The organism is Pseudozobellia sp. WGM2, assembly GCF_017810075.1.
Lineage (GTDB): Bacteria > Bacteroidota > Bacteroidia > Flavobacteriales > Flavobacteriaceae > JADNYK01.
Window position 1 is genome coordinate 551,493 of record NZ_JADNYK010000004.1, and the last position, 18,291, is coordinate 569,783.

The window sequence follows — 18,291 nt, forward strand, 5'->3', positions numbered from 1 at the left end:
TTTTTTAAGTGTGTGAATATGATTTTTGAAATTTTTGTTTTACAAATTCCATGATGGCCGTTTCCATACAATTATGAGAACTATAAAACCGCATTATGCGGTCGTTCTCGTAGCCGTCAGTGAGATAAGCGGCATACACTTCGGGGGGAACTTCCAACCGAAAGATGTTGCTCTCCTTCCCTATCTTGATAAAGATCTCAGTGTATTTCCGCTGCCCTTTCAAGTCGTTCTTGATGGATTTCAATTGGTTCAGGTCATGACTAGAAAGGCTTAGCCTTTTGACCAATTCGGAGTACCCCTTTTCATTTCGAAGGCTATAAATGACCTGGGTATTTTCCAGGATACTTGCCGAAGTGGAATTACTTGGTAATTGGTTGATGGACTGAAGTATAATACCAATCGCCCCATTTTGCTTTCGTATGGCCTGATAATAGAACTCGACACTTTCCAGTACGTTTTCAAACTTCAATTGCTTTGCGAACTCATCGAACAGGATAATCCCTTTTTCGGCACGGTTGCGCCAGATGGTCCGCTGAATGGCAGATTTGATAAGCTTCAACATTACGGAAAGGACTTCCTTGTTATCCTTCACTTCATCCAGTTCAAAAACTATAAGTCGTTTCTCCTCGATTTTATAAGACTGGTCTTCACTTACCTCGAATAAAAAACTGTAAAGTCCGTCCCCTACATATTCCGACATGATGTGCAGAAAGTTTGTGGTATTGAAATAGGCCTTATCGATGCCCAAATCATCCAATAGGGTTTCTTTGTTCTGCTGAACGAAACTGTAAAAGGCCTCCAATGAATGGGTCTCGCTTGCATTGCGTTTGTAGTAATGCTGAAGGATTTTCTTCAATGCGACTTCTTGCGCTTTGGCGACCTTAAGACCCGAAGCAAAGAGCTCCAAAAGGAAGACGGTAAGATCTTCCAACCGCTCCGGGCTTAGGTCATGTAGACTATTGATATAAAAGGGATTGATGCCCAGGTTCTTTCCCTGTTCGTAGCGTAAGGTGATGTATTGATCTGGATAGAGCTTTGCAAACTTGGTATAACTCCCTCCCAAATCAATGATGACCAACCGCACCCCATTCTCAAAATATTGTCGAAGGATGTTGTTCGCCAAAAACGACTTGCCCTCTCCCGTGGGAGCAAAAATCGCAAAGTTCCGGGCCTTGATGCGCCGCTTCTTCTCGTCCCAAACATCCTTTAGTACGGGTATGTTATGTTGCCGGTCGTTGAAAATGATACCCGTAGCATCCGATTTGTAATTGGTATTGTTGATTAGCAGACAAAGTGAATGCTTCAGATCGGTAACATATAGATCTTCGTCGGAGAAGTTTGAAATATGACAACAATAACTATTCAATAAATAGTGCTTCCGCTCCTCCCCTTTTGGATAATACGGTATGATATCAAGTTCCTTGAACTCCGTTTTGATTCGAGAAGTAATTTTACTTAAATCAGCCAGGCGTTCGCTCCAAAAAACCACATTGAGATGACCTCGAACGATTCGGGCATTATCGTCCTGGTTGATTTGGTCCAGAATGGTACTGATTTTACCATGTACGACCTTGTTCTGCGTACCGAAGTTGGAACTTTTGCTCAGTTCTTCTAAACGCCTTTCCAACAGTTTTCTCCATTTATGCTTATCGTCTAAATAGATAACTTGGTTAACGATATGGTTTTCGTTCAGATTTAGCCCTAATCCATCGATAAACCCCTGATGGAAAACAAAATCGTCGGAAGTAAAAGCATCATTGGTTTTGCTGCTACTAACCGTATCACCAAAACATAATTCGTTGTTAACGGCCAGTACATCAAAATAATGATTGCCTATTTGGGCATGGTCTTTATTGAGGACAATGTCGGTATCAAACCCCCGATTGAACCCATTGAAATAGGTGTCGGTCAACAAAAGGATTTCATTTTCCTTAAGTGGTGTAAAATCAAGTTTATAGCTGTTGTTGAGAAAACCGACCGCATCGCGAACGGCAGCCGTAAAACTTTCTACGGCTTCCGTCATTTTTTCAGGAATGGCTTTTGAAATTCTTTTAAACGGGTTTACATATTTTGATTTGTTGAGCCCTCTGTTCTTGGGCCACACGAAGAAGAGATACGATTGATGTGAAATGTTTACCCTGCCCTTAAAATGTTGATGGGTAGCCCTTTCCAAGAATGTAGTATTCGGTAAACGTTCGGCTGAATAGTGCAGCTTTTGATAAATGTCCTGTTTATGGATAACCGTTCCGGCCGGCAGCGATTTCAGGGCTTGAAACCAACTGCCGTGCAAGTCCTCAAAATCGGTTTCCGATAAGGAATAGACCTCCGGTAAATCTGCCTTATAACACAATACCAGGTTACCATTATTGGAAAAGACCAGATTGTCCTGAATATCCACTATCGGATAATTTTGGGTAAGATTAATCCTCATAACAAAGCGCAGTTGTTTTTTTGTTGGAAATGGCCCTCGGAAAAACCTTTTGAAGGTGCAGTATATGTGGTTGATGCGTTACTTTTAGAAGCAACACATACAACGTAATATTGACACCTAGGCCACCCACAACCAAAAGGAAGCTGAAAGAGAATATGATCACCAAAAGCGAACCGATAATCGCCGCCATTTGTAATGCGAACAAGGAAACGGGAAGTCCAAATATCAATGCCCGTTTTCGAATGTTGCGGTAAATTGGGTAACTCTTCATTATACGACTAGTGTTATCAGATAGGTAAAGATGCCCACCACGGCACCGGCTATAAGTACAAATACCAAAACACGGGTAATCCCTTTTTTAAGGTCAGCGTTTTCACCAAAGAAATGTCCGGCATTGAACAGGAAACCTACCAGGAAAATGACCCCGAGAATAATGGGGAAAATGGTACGTATGGTATCGGAGATGTCGTTGACCGAATCTTCGATACCACCAATTTGGGCATAAGTAGGGGCCGTTGCCAACAGCAACAACCAGAGTACTTTGTTTATTCTTTTCATCACTATTCGTTTTAGTGCCAGGAGAAGGCGGTTGATATATTGTTATTGACGAATTTGAAATGAAAAGGAAGGAATGCAGAGAATAGGATAAAAATTAACAGTCTGGAACGTTAAAATTTTTTGGATTTTAAATCAATCGTTCAAATCGATGAAAATTGTGCAACACGCACTTAAATTTTTAGCGAATGAAAAGCTATTGCTTTTACGTATTGATTTGGACAATGTCAGCCGGTTTACATTGTGTATCAGGACAAGAAAAATGTCTAAAACCCATTGTTATTATTGACCCTGGTCATGGTGGTTCTGATACTGGCGCGATTGGCACCAATGGCCTGAAGGAAAAAGAGGTGGTCATGAATATTGCTAAAGAAATAGTTAGGCTTAACCGAGCACTGTTCAATGATTCATTGGAAATATATCTTACCCGATACTCGGACACCCTAATTTCCTTAGGAGATAGAACCAAACTCGCAAAGGACCTAAAAGCCGATGTGTTTGTTTCTATTCATTGCAATCAAGCTGTTCGAAAAGCAGCACAGGGAATTGAAGTCTATGTAAAGCAGGGCGATACCCGATCTGAATTTTTGGCTGAGCAATTTGCATTTGGTCTTACCGAAAAACTAGGCTTTAAAAATCGTGGGGTAAAATATGCCAATTTTCAAGTGCTCCGGGAAACGACCATTTGTCCTGCTGTTCTATTAGAACTTGGGTTTTTATCTAATTTGGAAGAAGCGCAACATTACGAAAAAGGGCACAGTCTCACTGGTTTTGCGCTTTTAATTTTAGAGATGCTTATTAAATTTTCAAAACATGTTTGAAATCACAAAATATATGGCAGCATTATTAAGGGAAATTTTATTTAAATACATAGCTAATTTTTCCAAAATATTCAGTAAAACTCAAGAAACTTCAAAAAAGGCGGAAGATTAGGGTTCCTATTAGATGCGTATTTTACAAATCTTCATAAGTAGAAACTCATGCTTTGCAAAATTTTACAACCATTCTTCAAGACTCAAAGGAATATTTATTTTTCTTGGGTCTGTAAATTAAACTCTGTCCGGTCTTTCAATTCCTCCGGGGCTAGCCCCGGAGGAATTGGTTTTTAGGGAAAGGGGTATCCGCTCCCCAAATTTAATATAAAGCTGCTGGATTACAAGGCTCCAGTTCTGCAGGGGCGATGTCCATTTTTTCTCAATGTTCCTGGTGGCCAGGTATACCAGCTTCAAGAGGGCCATGTCGTTGGTAAAGGCCCCTTTGGTCTTGGTCACCTTGCGCACCTGGCGGTGGAAGCCCTCCACGGCGTTGGTGGTATAGATGAGCCTCCTGATCGGCGCGGTGTACTGGAAGTACTGCGAGAGTTCCTCCCAATTGTTCTGCCAGGACTCGATGACCACCGGATATTTCTTGCCCCACTTTTCCCCGAGGGCCAACAGTTCGTCCTCGGCCGTTTCCTTGTTCGTCGCCCGGTAGACCAGCTTAAGGTCGCGAAGGAACTCCTTTTGGTCCTTCGAGGCGACATACCGCAGGGAATTGCGTATCTGGTGCACGATGCACTTCTGCACCTGGGCCTTGGGGAAAATGCCCGTTATGGCCTCGGTAAAGCCCTTGAGGTTGTCCGTACAGGCGATAAGGATGTCCTCCAGTCCGCGGTTGTTCAGGTCGGTGAGCACCGACAGCCAGAAATTGGCCCCTTCGCTCTCGGATATGTACATGCCCAGGACCTCCTTGTACCCCTCCTTGTTGATGCCAAGTATATTGTAAAGGGCCCTGTGCTCGATCTTGCCCTCGACCTTCACCTTGTAGTGCATCGCATCGAGCCATACGATGCAGTAGAGCGGCTCCAGGGGGCGGTTCTGCCATGCCTTGACGTCGGGTATTATCCTATCGGTGATCTGGCTTAAAACGGTATGGGAGATCTCCGTATCGTACATCTCCCTGATGTGGGCCGAGATGTCGCGGTAGCTCATCCCGAGGCCGTAGAGGCCTATGATCTTCTCCGAGAGGTTGTCCGCCAAAATGGTCTGGCGCTTTTTGACGAGTTCCGGTTCAAAGCTGCTTTGACGGTCCTGGGGCGTCTCGATGTCGAAGGTGCCGAAACCGCTCTTTAGCCTCTTCTTTCCCTTCCCGTTGCGCTTGTTGCCCTTGGCACGCTGATCTTCGTCCAAATGGGACGCCATTTCCGCCTCCAGGGCCTTCTCGATCACATTCTTCAGCATGGGGGCGAATGCGCCTCCCTCGCCGAAAAGGTTCTTGCCGTTCATAAACTGGTCAAGTACCTTTTTTTCGAATTCCGTTTGTTCTTTCTTTGTCATGGTTCTGTCTGAATAAAAGTAAAACTTAAAATCTTTTTTCAGACAGAGTTCAGTTTACACCCTCTTTTTCTTCTAATATTCGCTTTCGCAACTGCAAGACCAACACTCGTCAAGGTCATTTTTTTCATTGAACTTGTATTCCAAAATAAAATTAACTCACTCATTTTTCCTTTGTCAAACGATTCCAGTATCTGAATAAGTTCTTTATCATTTATTGAACCTCTAAGAAATAGCGTTTTTGACTTTGCAAAGTCTCTTTCACAATGCAATGATACTAGGATATCGCGTAAATGATTTTCATTTCTTGCGTGAAAATTATATTTTGAATCGTTTAAAGAGCTATTGACAATTATCTTTTCACTTTTATAATATTCAAATTTGTCTTCCCCAAGGCTTTTTCTAAAATCACTATAACTAAAACCTTTGGTAAAGAGCTTTGTGTAGTTGGCTCTAAACAAATGTTGGATATTTTCTACTTGTTGATACACTATACATCCGCTAAATTCAAGATGAAACAATAGTGATTCTTGACGTTGGAAAGTGGAAATAAATGGTGTCAAATAGTGTTTAATGAAATCTTTTAATTTTTTATGCGTTAAAACATCATCCTTTTCAAAATATCTCAGTAGGAATATCAGACTGAGTACATTCATTTGTTCTATCGTTAGTTTTGAAACTATCGATATGCTTTCATCTAATACGATTTGCATCAAACTTCTATGATTGTTTTGTGCTCTCTCAACCAGAATATCAACTAGTATATGAGATAATTCTTTTTCTCCCGTTTTAGCGTATTCTTTTTGAACATTGTAAAGTGAATATTGAAATCCTGGATTTTCCAAACTACTTAAAGAATTTGGACTGATTTTTTGTAAGTTTATCAAAAAGTCATCTACAATTTCTTCTGCTCTTTTTTTGGCGGTTATGGTAGCTTTATTTGATAGTTCTAGAAAATTTGATTTAAAAACATCAAGGGCTATCGCTTTGGCATCTGAATAACTTATACCATTATTAATAATTATAGACTCCCCCTGTAAATTGGTTGAGTCATTTGCCCCTACCTGATTTTTTTTATTTGAGCCAAGCATTCTCTTTAATTAATATTTATATCGCCACCAGCTTGTAAGTTAGTTGAGTTTTTACCTCCCTTCTGCATTTGTTCTTTATTTCTCTTCTTTCTCCTTATTAGGTAATAGCCAAACCCAATAATAGAAATGCCTAAACCGCTGAAAAGCCAATCCTTATTCTCTATTATCCAATCCATTTCTAAATAATTTATTTAAAAATAGAAAATTATTCATCAATCGATATGTAGAACTAAATGCCAGATTTAATAATTCATTGATCACTAGTGAATATTTAAATAAAAGCAATGAAGTGATTTATCCTTTTTTATATTGAAAGAGAGGGTTGCGGATATTTGTGTTGTGAAACATAAATAAATCCAAAAACAACCCCTTATAAAAATAGTATTTGACAGAGATATGATAGAAAACGAGATATTGCGATATATTCCCAAGGTAAGCCGAGGATTTCCCCCTACGATGTGGTTGCACGAGGATGTGAACGCGATCCTAGACAAACTGAAGACGGGGGTTCACTGGCATTTGCTCCCGGTCGGCTCATTTTTCGGGAAAAAGGCCCTAAGCTGGCAATCGGTCTACCACCATTTTCGAAAATGGAGCGTATCCAATGCGTGGATGGACAGCTACCACTCATTGCGGAACAGTTTCGATACGACGAGCCAAAGCTGGAAAGGATTCAACTATCTGGCTTTAATAGTTATAGCCCTGAAAAAACTCAAGAATAAAATCAACAAAAAAGTTTAAATCACTTATACGATAAAGTTCATTATTTTTTTCTGGTATAGTACTTAATATGATTTCCCTTCTTTGGAAAGCCAAAGCAATGCCAGTTTTTGGCATCTTGGCAAAATGTAAAAAGAAGTAGCCCATTAAAACGTATTGGTTCATGTTCGTACATTACTGAGACATACTTACCATTGCTAATGACCATGGTGCATTTGGCAATGACATCATCTTCCCATTTCATATTTTGATCTGCCAAAGCCATGTGAACATTGCTCAGTATATCCTCCGATATGTATCTTTTAATTGTTAGTCCTTCAATGAGATGCAATGTACGCATGCCAATATTGATTGTGCGTATGTCCTGATTCTGTTTCATTGCAAACGAACCCTTACCCAACCCGAATCAGGTAAATCATATCGGTCAATGACCATTAGCCCCCAAACGCCTTTTTGAGGGTAATTATACTTTAACATCGTATTGCTATCCCCTGCCTCTATGTAGAACAGAGCCAGTCTTTTTGGAAAGTTTAAATGCTTATTTTCGCATTCCGTACGCAGTCGGTGCTCCCCTATTTCCTTCAATAAATGCTTAATGGCATACCTGTCATAATTTCTAAAAACAACATCCCTCATCAAACTCTTAATTATTGGATTATTTCCTTTTTTATGGAATATTTCCAAATATAAAAAATGATTTTTTGTATATTTCAACTTTAACAATCTTCCGTTAAATTAGTGTCCCATAAAGTATCTGTTATGTGCTACGACATCAAAACACAATTAGAAACACAGCTTAGAAGAGCGCAACGTGACGGGGACGTTCATGCTATTGAGGAAATAATGGAAAAACTTTTGCCATTGACGGATTTACCCATCCATCATACCTCTGGTTTTAAGCACCCCTCTGTTCTTATCTATACCAATGAAGACCCTTACTTTCCAGTAGTATCTACTTGGGGGCTTATCCCCTTTTGGGTAAAGGACGAAAAGCAAAAAAATGGAATCTGGAACAAAACCTTAAACGCCAGGGGGGAAACAATTTTCGAACTTCCCTCTTTTAGGGATTCCGCTAAGAAAAGAAGATGTTTGATTCACGTCGACGGTTTTTACGAGCACCATCATTTTGATGGCAATACCTATCCATTTTTTATTTCAAGAAAAGATGATAAGCCCCTGACCTTAGCTGGGCTTTGGAGTGAATGGACGAATAAGGAAGATGGTTCACGCTGGAATACTTTTTCAATTGTAACCACTGAAGGGAACCCATTGATGTCCAAAATTCATAACAATCCCAAACTGGAAGGCCCAAGAATGCCCTTAATCCTGCCTGAGGAATTAGAGAATGATTGGATCGAGCCTTTTGACGAAAATCTTTGGAAAAAGGGGCAGAAAAAAGCCATTGAAGAATTGATTCATTCTTATCCGGAAGAAGAGCTTAAGGCTCATACAGTAGCTCGGTTGCGCGGTAAGGAATATGAAGGGAATGTGCCAGAGATTTCAAATCCCGTCGAATATGAAGAATTAGTGTTTTAATAAAACCAAGTTGAGAATCAATTGAAATCAGCCCAAATTAAAGGATGTTCGCTTGCTGCATGTTCCTTACTGGCAATTGATGCGTACATCCTCCATTTCGGTTTGCGTTCGGGCCAGGTTCCCATTCTATTCATCCCCGAATTTGCAACCATCTCAAAAAGCTTGGGAGATAACATGAGGTAATCTTTTTGTTTGATATTGACCCCCATTCGGTAGGCGCCCAAACTGAAATAATTACCACTAGTTCCATTATCCCTGTCAGTTGTAAACCTTTTGTGCTTCGAGACATCAATTAAATCCGTTTCCTGAAGCAATGGAGCCAAGCAATGACTGTAGGATACGTCATTCAATGTTCCGCTGACAATAACCAAGTCCTTTCCATTCCTTAGTTTTTGTTTATATATTTCAGACACCCTTTGGGCTTGCTTTTGGCGTTGGCCCTCTTCTGCAGAAAAGTGGTTGTTCATAACCCAGATAGCATTGCCGTTGGGCGTAATAATCTCGTATTCCTGACAATCAATATCGAATATCGAATACCCTTCTTCATCCAAATCATGCAGATGATTTTTAAATCCGTTCAAGTGATAGCCATCTTTGAGGAGAATGCCCATACCCAAATCCCTATTATCATTGGTTTCAAACACCATAACCTCTTGGTAGGGCTTAATTTTTAGTAATGGCAGGAATTCGGAATTGAACTCCATCAAAGAGGCACGATTTTCCACTTCCTGTAAAACAAGAATATCTGGATTGGTTTCAGCAATCATGTACGCCTTACTGAATATCGCCTTTTCGTGGATGGGTCTATTCCCTAGTTTTGTCCAACCCTGCCAGTCCGTAAGAAAGGATGCTTTGGTTGTATTCTCCAATACCTTTCCTTTAAAACACAATTCCCCAGCCCGTCTTTTGAGTATTGCATAGGGACTATCTTCCGTTTTTTCAAAACCCAGAAGAAAGGACAAATTATTGATTCGCTCACTATCGTCTATGGATTTGTTGGGTTTGCGTAAAAGACAGTCCAACTCCGATATCCAATCGGTAGCATTTTTGGTTCTACTCCTTGAAACCAAATCCCGATGCCTATGGAACAGATTCTGAATGTTGAAGGTCGCTATTTTCATATTTTACTTATTAAGTTCTCTTATCCTTGGTATTCTTATCAAAAGCTATCAGGTTAAACATTTGACGCATCCGGCTTCGTACTCTTTTTCCATATCGTTCTTCCAATTCCTCCGCATTTAAATTTGTGGTAGCATGCGTTGGTATTTTGGATGATAAAAAGAGTTCATATCGGGAAAGGATAATTTCGCCCATCACATTACAATCCTTTCCAAAGTGACGACCCAGTGGCTCTACCCCTAAGTCATCAAAGCAGTAAAATCTTCCATTGCCGTAGTCTTCTATAATCTTGAAACCGATATGATTAAACCCAAAAGAAACATTTCGGGCAGGAATTAACTCGTAAGGCCTTCTGTGGGGTACGATATGGCGTATTAAACGCATCAGACTGGTTTTACCGCAGCCGACCGGTCCCGTCAACAGAATACCCTTGTCAGGATCAATTCCATACTTCGAACAGTTGTCATAATCTTTGACCATATAATTGCAAAGCCTTAAAAGAACACCCTTGTCTTCTTCATAGATTTTGAAATGCTTACCAAAGAGCATTCTGCCTTTTGCCTCTAAGTAAATAAGCACTTTGGTAAAATCGTATTCTACTTTTTTACCTTCAAACTCACCCAGAGAGTAGACCACACTACCTTCCTTTATTTTAGAGGGGTTCTCCATAATTCTTTAGCTCGTTGGTAATTAAGTAATCGGTATTTTTTGACACGATCTGGAGTGTGGGATTTTCTTTTATCTCCTCTGCCCTCAGCATCCAATTGGATGCAATGGCCTTCCAATCTTCAATCTTTGTTTTACCTCCGATTTTCCAACCCACTCCCTGGTAATGGTTAAAGAACTTAACAGCATTCAGGGAAGACCATTTTTTCGATTTAAAATATTCAATAACCTCCAATTCATTTTTTGGCTTTCTCTCTTTAGATAGTTTATATTGTTTTGAATGTTTTATATATAAGGTAAGTGGTACATTTTTGGGACAGTAGCGTTCCATTAGTGTACCAGCTTGTCCCGTTTCTGTACCACTACTGGTACAGAATTGACACATTACCACCATAGTATTTTTATTGGGATTTTGGGTAGGTAGGTATTGTATATATTTCCATTCGGAAAGATCTTTTATTAACCGATGATACGTAGACCGCGAACCGATTTTGGCCAATTTCATGAGTTCGGTACGATTGGCATAAAATTCGTTGGGGAAGCGATGCAAATTCCAATAGTAAAAAAGAGCAAAGTATAAACTAAGGTGTGCGTAATTGAGGCGGTCATCCCCATAGAACTTATGAAATGCAGCGTTCAAATGTTTGATATAATTCATTATGCCACTTATTGATTGGTAGACTGACCTTCGGTTAGCACTTTGTCAATTTCAGCGGCATCATAAAAATAGATGCCCTCAATTCTATGTGTGGTCAGTATGTTTTTGTTTCGTAAATTTTGCAAGGTACTGTGGCTGATTTTGAGCATTTTTTTGACATCGGAAGACCTTAACCATTTTTTTGGGGTGTCTTTTTTCAAGTAACTCGATAATAATTCCTCAAAATCTTCTAAGAGTTCCAGTTTAAACTCCCGTAAATCGTCGGTCGTGATTATACTTGTTGGCATCTGTTCCAGTTTTTAAAATCCCACCGCTGGTTAATTTTTTTAGTGCGGTGGGATTACAGCAATTTGACTTTTCGTGAACAAATTTGAATAGGTTTACTCGGTTTTGTTCACCAGTTCAACCGGAGTCAGGTGAAAATTTAACATTTGTGTTTATTGGGGAAATATAGGCTATATTATAGCTTTGCTTGGCAAGTTTGACGTTCAAAAAAGACTAATTAGCACCCTAAAAACCATTCATAGGCACTTACCGGAGGTTGACCGGAGTACGGTAATTAAAATCAAGGTTTATGGGACTTAACAGACTTTTATAAATCAGTGCTGTCCATATGTGATTGCAATCCAGAAGCCAGATCATCAAGAAATTTCGTGCGGCTTATCTTCCTGGATTTGATTTCTGAAAATATTTTATAGAAATCCCCTAAATCAAAATGTAGTACTTGCTGAAATGCGGACGCAATTTCCTTAATATCCGCATTACCATTATTGATGACTCGATTATAATGTAGGGCGTAGATCAATTCGGTCAGTGCGGATTTATTTGCCGTCCACTGGAGGTTTAATTGATTGTTCAACTCTTCAGCCTTTACCCTGTGTAATTTTGATTTATCTATCATACGATTTTGGAGATAAACCAACATGGAATCATAGGCCTTGAATTCCGACAATAGCATATCCCTTGGGGTGTTGAAATCCAAATCATGAAAATAAATATGCGATAAATTAAGTGGAAATGAACTAAGGTATTTCCTGGTAAAATACTGTTCATCAAAATGGGTTCGCCCTGAAGTTATATACTCACTGAAACCGGTATGGTTGCGATAAAAACGATTGATTCGGTTCAATCGTTTTTTAATGAATTTACGTTGTGCATTTTCATCTCCCCTGGGGAATTCTAGTTCAAATGAACGTATCTGGGAATGATAAATTAATTGTGAAGCAGGAATAGTTTTGTAACTCTTAAAAAACTCTATTTCCTTTTCGATCGATTCAAAACCATCCTTAACAACCCTTTGTTTAAATAAAGACAGTAGTGAATGACATAGGCGAATTGAATGATTGGCCCTTTTAATAACATTGGGAATATTTACCTGGGCCTCTTTCAAATCTTTTTGAAGGCCATCGATGAAGGGCTTAAAATCCATAGCACCTCTTTTACAATTATAACATTGTATAGAGGTCAATTTTTGGTAAGGTTGTATAGTGGTTTGGGGGTTGACCCTCTATACCCAGACAATTACTATCTAATATAGCAACTTGGTAATCAAGACCCAATGATATATAGCGTATTTATATACGGTTCAATCCGTATTTATTCTACGGAATTAATATTAGTGCCACTGGTTTATGTCCTTGTGGATTTAAATCGATTTAAAAACTCGATTCGACTCCTAACATCCAATTTTTTATAAATATTGGATGCATGTTTTGAAACCGTACTTTCGGCGATATGGAAATCATCTCCAATTTCCTTGTAGGTGCGACTATCCAAAATAGACATCGCAATTTCTATCTCCCTCCTCGTAAGTCCTCTATTGAAAAACTTTGGCTCTAGAAGATTGTCCTTTATGTCCTTATAATATCCAAACACTTCAATCAATTTGTTTTTGTGTTCGAGGAAAAACAGATATCTGTCAATTTCAATGGCGGTTATAGCAAAGAAAGAAATATTGATTATTGTAAAGGTTAGCCATTGATAATCGCCTATTACTGTAAGTACAGGGAGGAGCACCATACATGTTACACTCAACAAGGCAAGTTTATTTCGCCTGAGCACAAATTCATTAGGGTTTTTAGAGTTTGAAATTTTTTTATTGAAAGCCCAAAGAAAATAGAAAGAAATAAGTGAAACCGGGAAAGTGAATGCCATCCTTGCAATGTCTATTGAACCAGTAAGATAATAGGGTAACAAATAAAGCCCAAGAAAACATAATCCACCAAAAATTGAGATATTTGAAATGGTTAAATGGACGTTTAAAAAGGTAATGTCATATTCCCTGTAAATGTAATAAAAGAGATAAATACCCATGGTCATGGCCACTACATATGTAATGATGTACTGCAAAATAAATGGTCCGGGGAAACCTTCAAAAGGTAGAAATCCTCCTGTAAAATTGTAAAGGACGAATAGTACCGCTAAACCAAGATATCTTTTTAAATTATTATGTCTTAGGCGTGCATTCTGGAAAATGGCGAAGATCAATATGAAAGTATCAATCAACAGATAGAAAAAGGTTGTCCAATGTATAGAAGTGCCGAACATAACAATTACTCATTAGAATTCCTTTTCAAATTGGTTAGACTGTAAATTCTTTCGGACATTGTCCCAGGTAAAAACTTTTCCATTCATGGCGACATAGACACCATATTCCAGAAAATCCAAAATCCCAAAGGCAAAGCCCAAATTGAATGATGCATCAGAATCCTCATCAGTTCCCAATTTAAGCGCACCCACCAACACTATAGTCTTCTCCAAACCAAGTTTTCCTAAAAATTTCCCGGTTTCAGCCATAGTCAAAGTACCGTGGGTAACAAGAATTTGATTTGAAGAGGCAGCTGTTATTCGCTCGGCCAATTCCAATCTATCCTCATCGGTAATGAATCGACTGTCTTTTTGAAAAACTCTCTCAATAGTATAGGGTGGTGATACTTTTGCGGAGTTAAGAAAATCCTCAATGGAGATAGTGTTTTGAAACGATGCGTCCTTTGAATTGTCATAATCCAACCCTTCAATAGTACCACCTGTAGTGAAAATATGTATCATTTTCTCACGATTTATGGAATTCAGAATCAGAAAGAGTAAATGGGATATTTCACTACATACAATAGATAGGGCTTCCCATTATTGGAAATGTAATTAGCTATAGACATTATGAATTCGCTAATACAATGTCTTTAAACAGGAATGGTTAGTGTAAATAGATACTCTGTAATATCGACTTTGAATTCAAAATATACTTAAATATAAGAATTTTCTTTCGTTCAAATAATCGTAAGTCATTGAGATGGTGGTGATTCACAGTTCAATATTTCAAGTTTAAATTAATACTTAGGCTATTTTTATCTCTAATCGATTATCTTTTCTAGTGGAGGATTCAAGCCTAGTTTTTAGTACCGCAATATCTTCGCTGATTTTCTTCTCCATAACCCGCGCATATATTTGAGTGGTGGATAGTCTTCGGTGTCCTAAAAGCTTAGATACTGTTTCGAGAGGAACTCCATTTGCCAATGTAACGGTAGTCGCAAAGGTGTGCCTGGCAGCATGAAAGGAAATATGTTTATCGATTCCACACTTGCCGATAATTTTCTTTAAATAGGAATTGCATTTTTGATTACTATAAACGGGCAATAAAAGGTCATTGTTCCTCCCATATCTATCATTAGCATATTTATACAGAATTTCTTTAGCCTTGCTGAGTAAAGGGATTTTCACAGCCGTTTTGCTCTTTTCTCTTTTCGTATATATCCATTCTCCACCATCTATTCCAACAACTATCTGTTCAGGTCTTAGCCTTTTTAAGTCAATATAAGAGAGGCCGGTGTAGCAGGCAAATATGAAACAATCCTGGACCTTGGCTAGACCAGTATCCTTGAACTGTACCTTTTCAATGATTTTCAGCTCTTCAATTGACAGATACTGCCTATCATACGGAGTAAATTTTGCGTTGTAGAAGGCGAAGGGATCTTGTTTGATACAATCAAGTTTATAAGCAATGGTCGTCATCTTTTTGAATCGCTCCATATGTTTCATAATCCCATTATTATTTAAGGGTTGGGATTTCATGAGGGGTTTACAGGTACGGAGATAATCTTCAAAACTCATTATGAATCCGTAATTAATCTGACCCAAGTTTACATCTGTCGTTTTGTACCTGGTTTTAATGAATTGTTGAAGATATTTTTCAGTTGCGGAATAGTTTTTTGCAGTACCCTTTTCCAATTTTTTTAACTCGCGCTCCTTATGGTATTTTATTAATTCCACAAGTGTTGACAACGGTTTATCAACTCCTAAATATCGTGATTTAATTAGCTGAGCGGTAATATATATACCTTCTCGTTTTAAACCTTTTTTACATTCAACAAGGTCCGAATGTACTTGGGATAAATTATCATTAATTTTTTGGGCACCTTGCGCACGCAAAGTCACCCGTCCTGTTTTGGAACACCAACACTCAGTTCGTACATACTCCTGTAAGCTTAACTCGGCACGCTGACCATTAACAGTAATTCGGACGTAGATTGGGGATTTCCCGTCTTTTCTTTCAGCTTTTCTTTTGAGCCAAAAATGGATACTAAATGTGTTTGTAGTTTTCATCACTTTCGTTTTTAAAAGATTATTGAATCAGTTAAACGAAAGCCAAATCGCCTTGAAAAGTAGATTGCGAACGAGCAAGTTAAAAAATTAATACCTAAAGTAATAGGTAACCGAATAGGTCTCGCTCAAAATGGTATTAAAACTATTCAAATGAAACCAAGAATTATTTAAATTCTTGGTTTTCATAAGATTAGTACAAATTTGGTGTCTTTTGACACCCTTTTTGTCGGGGTGGCAGGATTCGAACCTGCGACCTCCTGCTCCCAAAGCAGGCGCGATAACCGGGCTACGCTACACCCCGAATAAGTTATCTATATTTTAAAGAAAATTGCGGAGAGAATGGGACTCGAACCCATGCGACACTTGCGCGTCGACAGATTAGCAATCTGCTCCGTTACCACTCCGGCACCTCTCCATTAATTTTTTCTTAAGAACGTAACCCTATTTCCAGTGGGTCAAAATGCGGATGCAAATGTACTTTATCAAAACGGCTAACGCAACTATTTTTGAAACTTTTTTTCTCAATGAAATTACTACTCTGTCACTCAGGATATTCCACCCTTAAATGGTAGATATTAGTTAGCTTTTGCTTAAAGATTTTTTTGATGGCCTCAATTTCCTTAAATGTAATATTTGCATTTAAAAATTGACCGGCATTCATCTGGCCCGCGATTATCTTATCAACAAAATCATTGATAATTATATAAGTGGGGTTCTTTAAGCTTTTTGATGCGGCTTCTACGGAATCTGCCATCATTAAAATAGCTGTTTCCTTTGAAAAGGGTATCGGACCAGGGTATCTAAAATTCTCTTCACTCGTATCTGCATCCAACTCCTGCTGTTTTTTAAAAAAATAGTAGACCAGAGTGGTTCCATGATGAGAACGTATAAAATCGATTACTCTATCTGGTATGTTGTTCTTTTTTGCAATTTCAATCCCATTGATAACATGATCTAGAATAATCTTGCCGCTATCCGCTGGCGATAACTCGTCATGAGGGTTTACATTAGTAATTTGATTTTCGGTAAAATAGGTAGGGTTTGACATTTTACCAATATCATGATAAAGCGCCCCAACCCTAACTAACATAGCATTGGCCCCTATTTCATTGGCAGCGGCCTCCGCCAGGTTAGCTACTTGTAATGAATGATGAAACGTGCCAGGAGCCTTGTTCGATAGTTCTTTCAATAATTTTGAGTTGGTATCGGAAAGCTCTAATAATGAAACATCAGAGACTAATCCGAACAATTTCTCATATACGTAAATTAAAGGCTGAACAAAAAGAGTTATCATTCCGTTCAACAAGAACAGACCTAATGCAAACCAAGCGATATTGTCAAGATTACCCTCATGAATTATATGAAAGGCCAAGTAACCTACCATATAAATCAATGTAATCTGCCCTACAGAAATAAATAAATTAGCTCTTTTATACAGCTCTGAAACCGTTAATATTGTTACGATACCCGCTACAATTTGCAAGAATATATACTCAAAACTATTGGGTACCACAAAGCCTAAAATTAGAATAGTTAGTACGTGTACGAACAAACCTAGTCGAGCATCGAAGAAGGTCTTTAGAATAAGCGGAAGTATACACAGCGGTACAACGAACACAAACGCCTCATTATATTTTACAACCATGGTAGTAACGAATACCATAAAAAGAATATTGAAGAAAATGAACGTGACCTTTGTGTTGTGTTCAAAAATATCAGGCCTATACTTTTTCAGAAACAGTAACAACATAATCAATACCAAGGCAACCAAAACTGTATAGCCGAAAAGAATGTAATAGTAATTATGGGCGGTCCATAATTCGGACTCATATTCAGATTTTAAAGAATTTAGTATATGTAGGTTTTCTGCCTCAACGACTTCACCCCTAGCAATTATTAATTTACCTTCATCTACATTACCACGGGTGTGTGAAATTTTGGAAAGTTCATCTTGCAAGGTCCTTTCCGAAAGTACAGCGTCATAACTCACATTTGGCTGGATCAAATCAAAAAACAGCTTTTCATAAAAATCGCTATAATCACCTAAACGCTTCTCGCTTAAAATTCTTGCAACAACTTCATTTACTTGAGAAAGACGCAGAAATTGATTGTATTTGACCTTCTTTGCTTCATTATTTCGAAGCAAATAGGTTTGTCCCCCGTTTGGCTTGGAAACGGTCTTTTGTAGAATTCCGAATTCATATAAACTGTCTAGAATATCGACACTTGCCGATTTTAGAACAGATAGTTCATTCGTCTCAAAATATCCCTCTTCAAAAATTACCGAAAAGTTCTGTTCAACATCTGCATACACCGCATTTTGAATAGAATCGTTATATCTAAAGTATATATCTTGTTTTTTACGAACCTCATCTTGTTCAATTGCAATCTCATCAACGCCCTTTTTAATAGAAAAATCGAAGGGAGCATACAGGTTTTCGTATTGCCAGGGCTTACCTTTTTGAAATTCATATTTGAATTTACCTCCCTTGGGAAAGAAAAAAACAATACAGATCACTGAGACTACATAGAGAAAATACTTGTAGATAAGGGATTGATTCTTAAAAAGGTTGTCAAGAAATTTACGCATGTTGGCGGTATCAG

At 38.5% G+C, this 18,291-nt stretch carries 20 protein-coding genes and 2 tRNA genes; 3 read left to right on the top strand and 19 right to left on the bottom strand.

Going from position 1 to position 18,291, the window contains the following annotated elements; genetic code table 11:
* Nucleotides 1–4: 4 nt before the first annotated feature.
* Genes IV512_RS12140 through IV512_RS12150 form a run of 3 tightly spaced genes read right to left on the bottom strand, consistent with a single transcriptional unit; the run spans nucleotide 5 to nucleotide 2,989 of the window.
* Entirely contained in the window at nucleotides 5–2,431 is a 2,427-nt protein-coding gene (locus tag IV512_RS12140; RefSeq protein WP_209403707.1) for a TraG family conjugative transposon ATPase, read from the bottom strand.
* Nucleotides 2,421–2,702, bottom strand: coding sequence for a hypothetical protein (locus tag IV512_RS12145; protein WP_209403709.1), 282 nt, complete (start codon nucleotides 2,700–2,702; stop codon nucleotides 2,421–2,423). The genes IV512_RS12140 and IV512_RS12145 overlap by 11 nt, the downstream gene beginning before the upstream one ends.
* A complete protein-coding gene (locus IV512_RS12150; protein WP_100871509.1) occupies nucleotides 2,702–2,989 on the bottom strand; it encodes a hypothetical protein in 288 nt (95 codons plus the stop codon). Before IV512_RS12150 ends, IV512_RS12145 begins: the two co-directional genes overlap by 1 nt.
* 185 nt (nucleotides 2,990–3,174) lie before the next feature.
* On the opposite strand from IV512_RS12150, the gene IV512_RS12155 reads away from it, so the two are divergent.
* Nucleotides 3,175–3,807 carry an N-acetylmuramoyl-L-alanine amidase gene (locus IV512_RS12155; RefSeq protein WP_209403711.1) on the top strand — a complete coding sequence of 211 codons (633 nt, stop codon included), beginning with the start codon at nucleotides 3,175–3,177 and terminating at the stop codon, nucleotides 3,805–3,807.
* A gap of 228 nt (nucleotides 3,808–4,035) precedes the next feature.
* Here the strand turns inward: IV512_RS12155 and IV512_RS12160 are convergent, their stop codons facing one another.
* Genes IV512_RS12160 through IV512_RS12170 form a run of 3 tightly spaced genes read right to left on the bottom strand, consistent with a single transcriptional unit; the run spans nucleotide 4,036 to nucleotide 6,565 of the window.
* Entirely contained in the window at nucleotides 4,036–5,301 is a 1,266-nt protein-coding gene (locus IV512_RS12160) for an IS256 family transposase (RefSeq protein WP_245224779.1), read from the bottom strand.
* Between the two features lie 38 nt (nucleotides 5,302–5,339).
* Entirely contained in the window at nucleotides 5,340–6,389 is a 1,050-nt protein-coding gene (locus IV512_RS12165) for an LPO_1073/Vpar_1526 family protein (protein WP_209403713.1), read from the bottom strand.
* A gap of 5 nt (nucleotides 6,390–6,394) precedes the next feature.
* Complete coding sequence (locus IV512_RS12170) at nucleotides 6,395–6,565, bottom strand: LPXTG cell wall anchor domain-containing protein (protein WP_209403715.1); 171 nt, start codon at nucleotides 6,563–6,565, stop codon at nucleotides 6,395–6,397.
* Nucleotides 6,566–6,785: 220 nt separating this feature from the next.
* Between IV512_RS12170 and IV512_RS12175 the strand changes: the two genes are divergently transcribed.
* Nucleotides 6,786–7,130, top strand: coding sequence for a transposase (locus tag IV512_RS12175; protein ID WP_209403717.1), 345 nt, complete (start codon nucleotides 6,786–6,788; stop codon nucleotides 7,128–7,130).
* 22 nt (nucleotides 7,131–7,152) lie between these two features.
* On the opposite strand, the gene IV512_RS12180 is transcribed toward IV512_RS12175, so the two are convergent.
* Nucleotides 7,153–7,488, bottom strand: a complete 336-nt coding sequence (locus IV512_RS12180; RefSeq protein ID WP_209403719.1) for a hypothetical protein — start codon at nucleotides 7,486–7,488, stop codon at nucleotides 7,153–7,155.
* Complete coding sequence (locus IV512_RS12185; protein ID WP_209403721.1) at nucleotides 7,485–7,745, bottom strand: hypothetical protein; 261 nt, start codon at nucleotides 7,743–7,745, stop codon at nucleotides 7,485–7,487. Before IV512_RS12185 ends, IV512_RS12180 begins: the two co-directional genes overlap by 4 nt.
* Before the next feature lie 123 nt (nucleotides 7,746–7,868).
* On the opposite strand from IV512_RS12185, the gene IV512_RS12190 reads away from it, so the two are divergent.
* Entirely contained in the window at nucleotides 7,869–8,645 is a 777-nt protein-coding gene (locus IV512_RS12190; protein ID WP_209403723.1) for an SOS response-associated peptidase, read from the top strand.
* A gap of 17 nt (nucleotides 8,646–8,662) precedes the next feature.
* Here the strand turns inward: IV512_RS12190 and IV512_RS12195 are convergent, their stop codons facing one another.
* The 11 genes from IV512_RS12195 to IV512_RS12245 form a co-directional block, all read right to left on the bottom strand.
* Entirely contained in the window at nucleotides 8,663–9,766 is a 1,104-nt protein-coding gene (locus tag IV512_RS12195; RefSeq protein WP_209403725.1) for an endonuclease/exonuclease/phosphatase family protein, read from the bottom strand.
* Between the two features lie 10 nt (nucleotides 9,767–9,776).
* Nucleotides 9,777–10,433, bottom strand: coding sequence for an ATPase (locus tag IV512_RS12200; protein ID WP_209403727.1), 657 nt, complete (start codon nucleotides 10,431–10,433; stop codon nucleotides 9,777–9,779).
* Entirely contained in the window at nucleotides 10,417–11,088 is a 672-nt protein-coding gene (locus tag IV512_RS12205; RefSeq protein ID WP_209403729.1) for a hypothetical protein, read from the bottom strand. The genes IV512_RS12200 and IV512_RS12205 overlap by 17 nt, the downstream gene beginning before the upstream one ends.
* An 8-nt stretch (nucleotides 11,089–11,096) precedes the next feature.
* Nucleotides 11,097–11,375, bottom strand: coding sequence for a helix-turn-helix domain-containing protein (locus tag IV512_RS12210; RefSeq protein WP_209403731.1), 279 nt, complete (start codon nucleotides 11,373–11,375; stop codon nucleotides 11,097–11,099).
* Nucleotides 11,376–11,680: 305 nt separating this feature from the next.
* Entirely contained in the window at nucleotides 11,681–12,517 is an 837-nt protein-coding gene (locus IV512_RS12215) for an RteC domain-containing protein (protein WP_209403733.1), read from the bottom strand.
* Between the two features lie 200 nt (nucleotides 12,518–12,717).
* On the bottom strand, nucleotides 12,718–13,593 hold the full coding sequence (locus tag IV512_RS12220; protein ID WP_245224781.1) for a response regulator transcription factor: 876 nt from the start codon (nucleotides 13,591–13,593) through the stop codon (nucleotides 12,718–12,720).
* A gap of 54 nt (nucleotides 13,594–13,647) precedes the next feature.
* A complete protein-coding gene (locus IV512_RS12225; protein WP_209403737.1) occupies nucleotides 13,648–14,136 on the bottom strand; it encodes an asparaginase domain-containing protein in 489 nt (162 codons plus the stop codon).
* A 285-nt stretch (nucleotides 14,137–14,421) separates the two neighbouring features.
* On the bottom strand, nucleotides 14,422–15,687 hold the full coding sequence (locus IV512_RS12230; RefSeq protein WP_209403739.1) for a site-specific integrase: 1,266 nt from the start codon (nucleotides 15,685–15,687) through the stop codon (nucleotides 14,422–14,424).
* Between the two features lie 226 nt (nucleotides 15,688–15,913).
* Nucleotides 15,914–15,988 (bottom strand) — tRNA-Pro (locus IV512_RS12235).
* A gap of 30 nt (nucleotides 15,989–16,018) precedes the next feature.
* Nucleotides 16,019–16,102, bottom strand: a tRNA-Ser gene (locus IV512_RS12240).
* A gap of 126 nt (nucleotides 16,103–16,228) precedes the next feature.
* Nucleotides 16,229–18,277: an HD family phosphohydrolase gene (locus tag IV512_RS12245; RefSeq protein WP_209403741.1), complete on the bottom strand. Its 2,049-nt coding sequence runs from the start codon at nucleotides 18,275–18,277 to the stop codon at nucleotides 16,229–16,231.
* Between the last annotated feature and the right edge of the window lie 14 nt (nucleotides 18,278–18,291).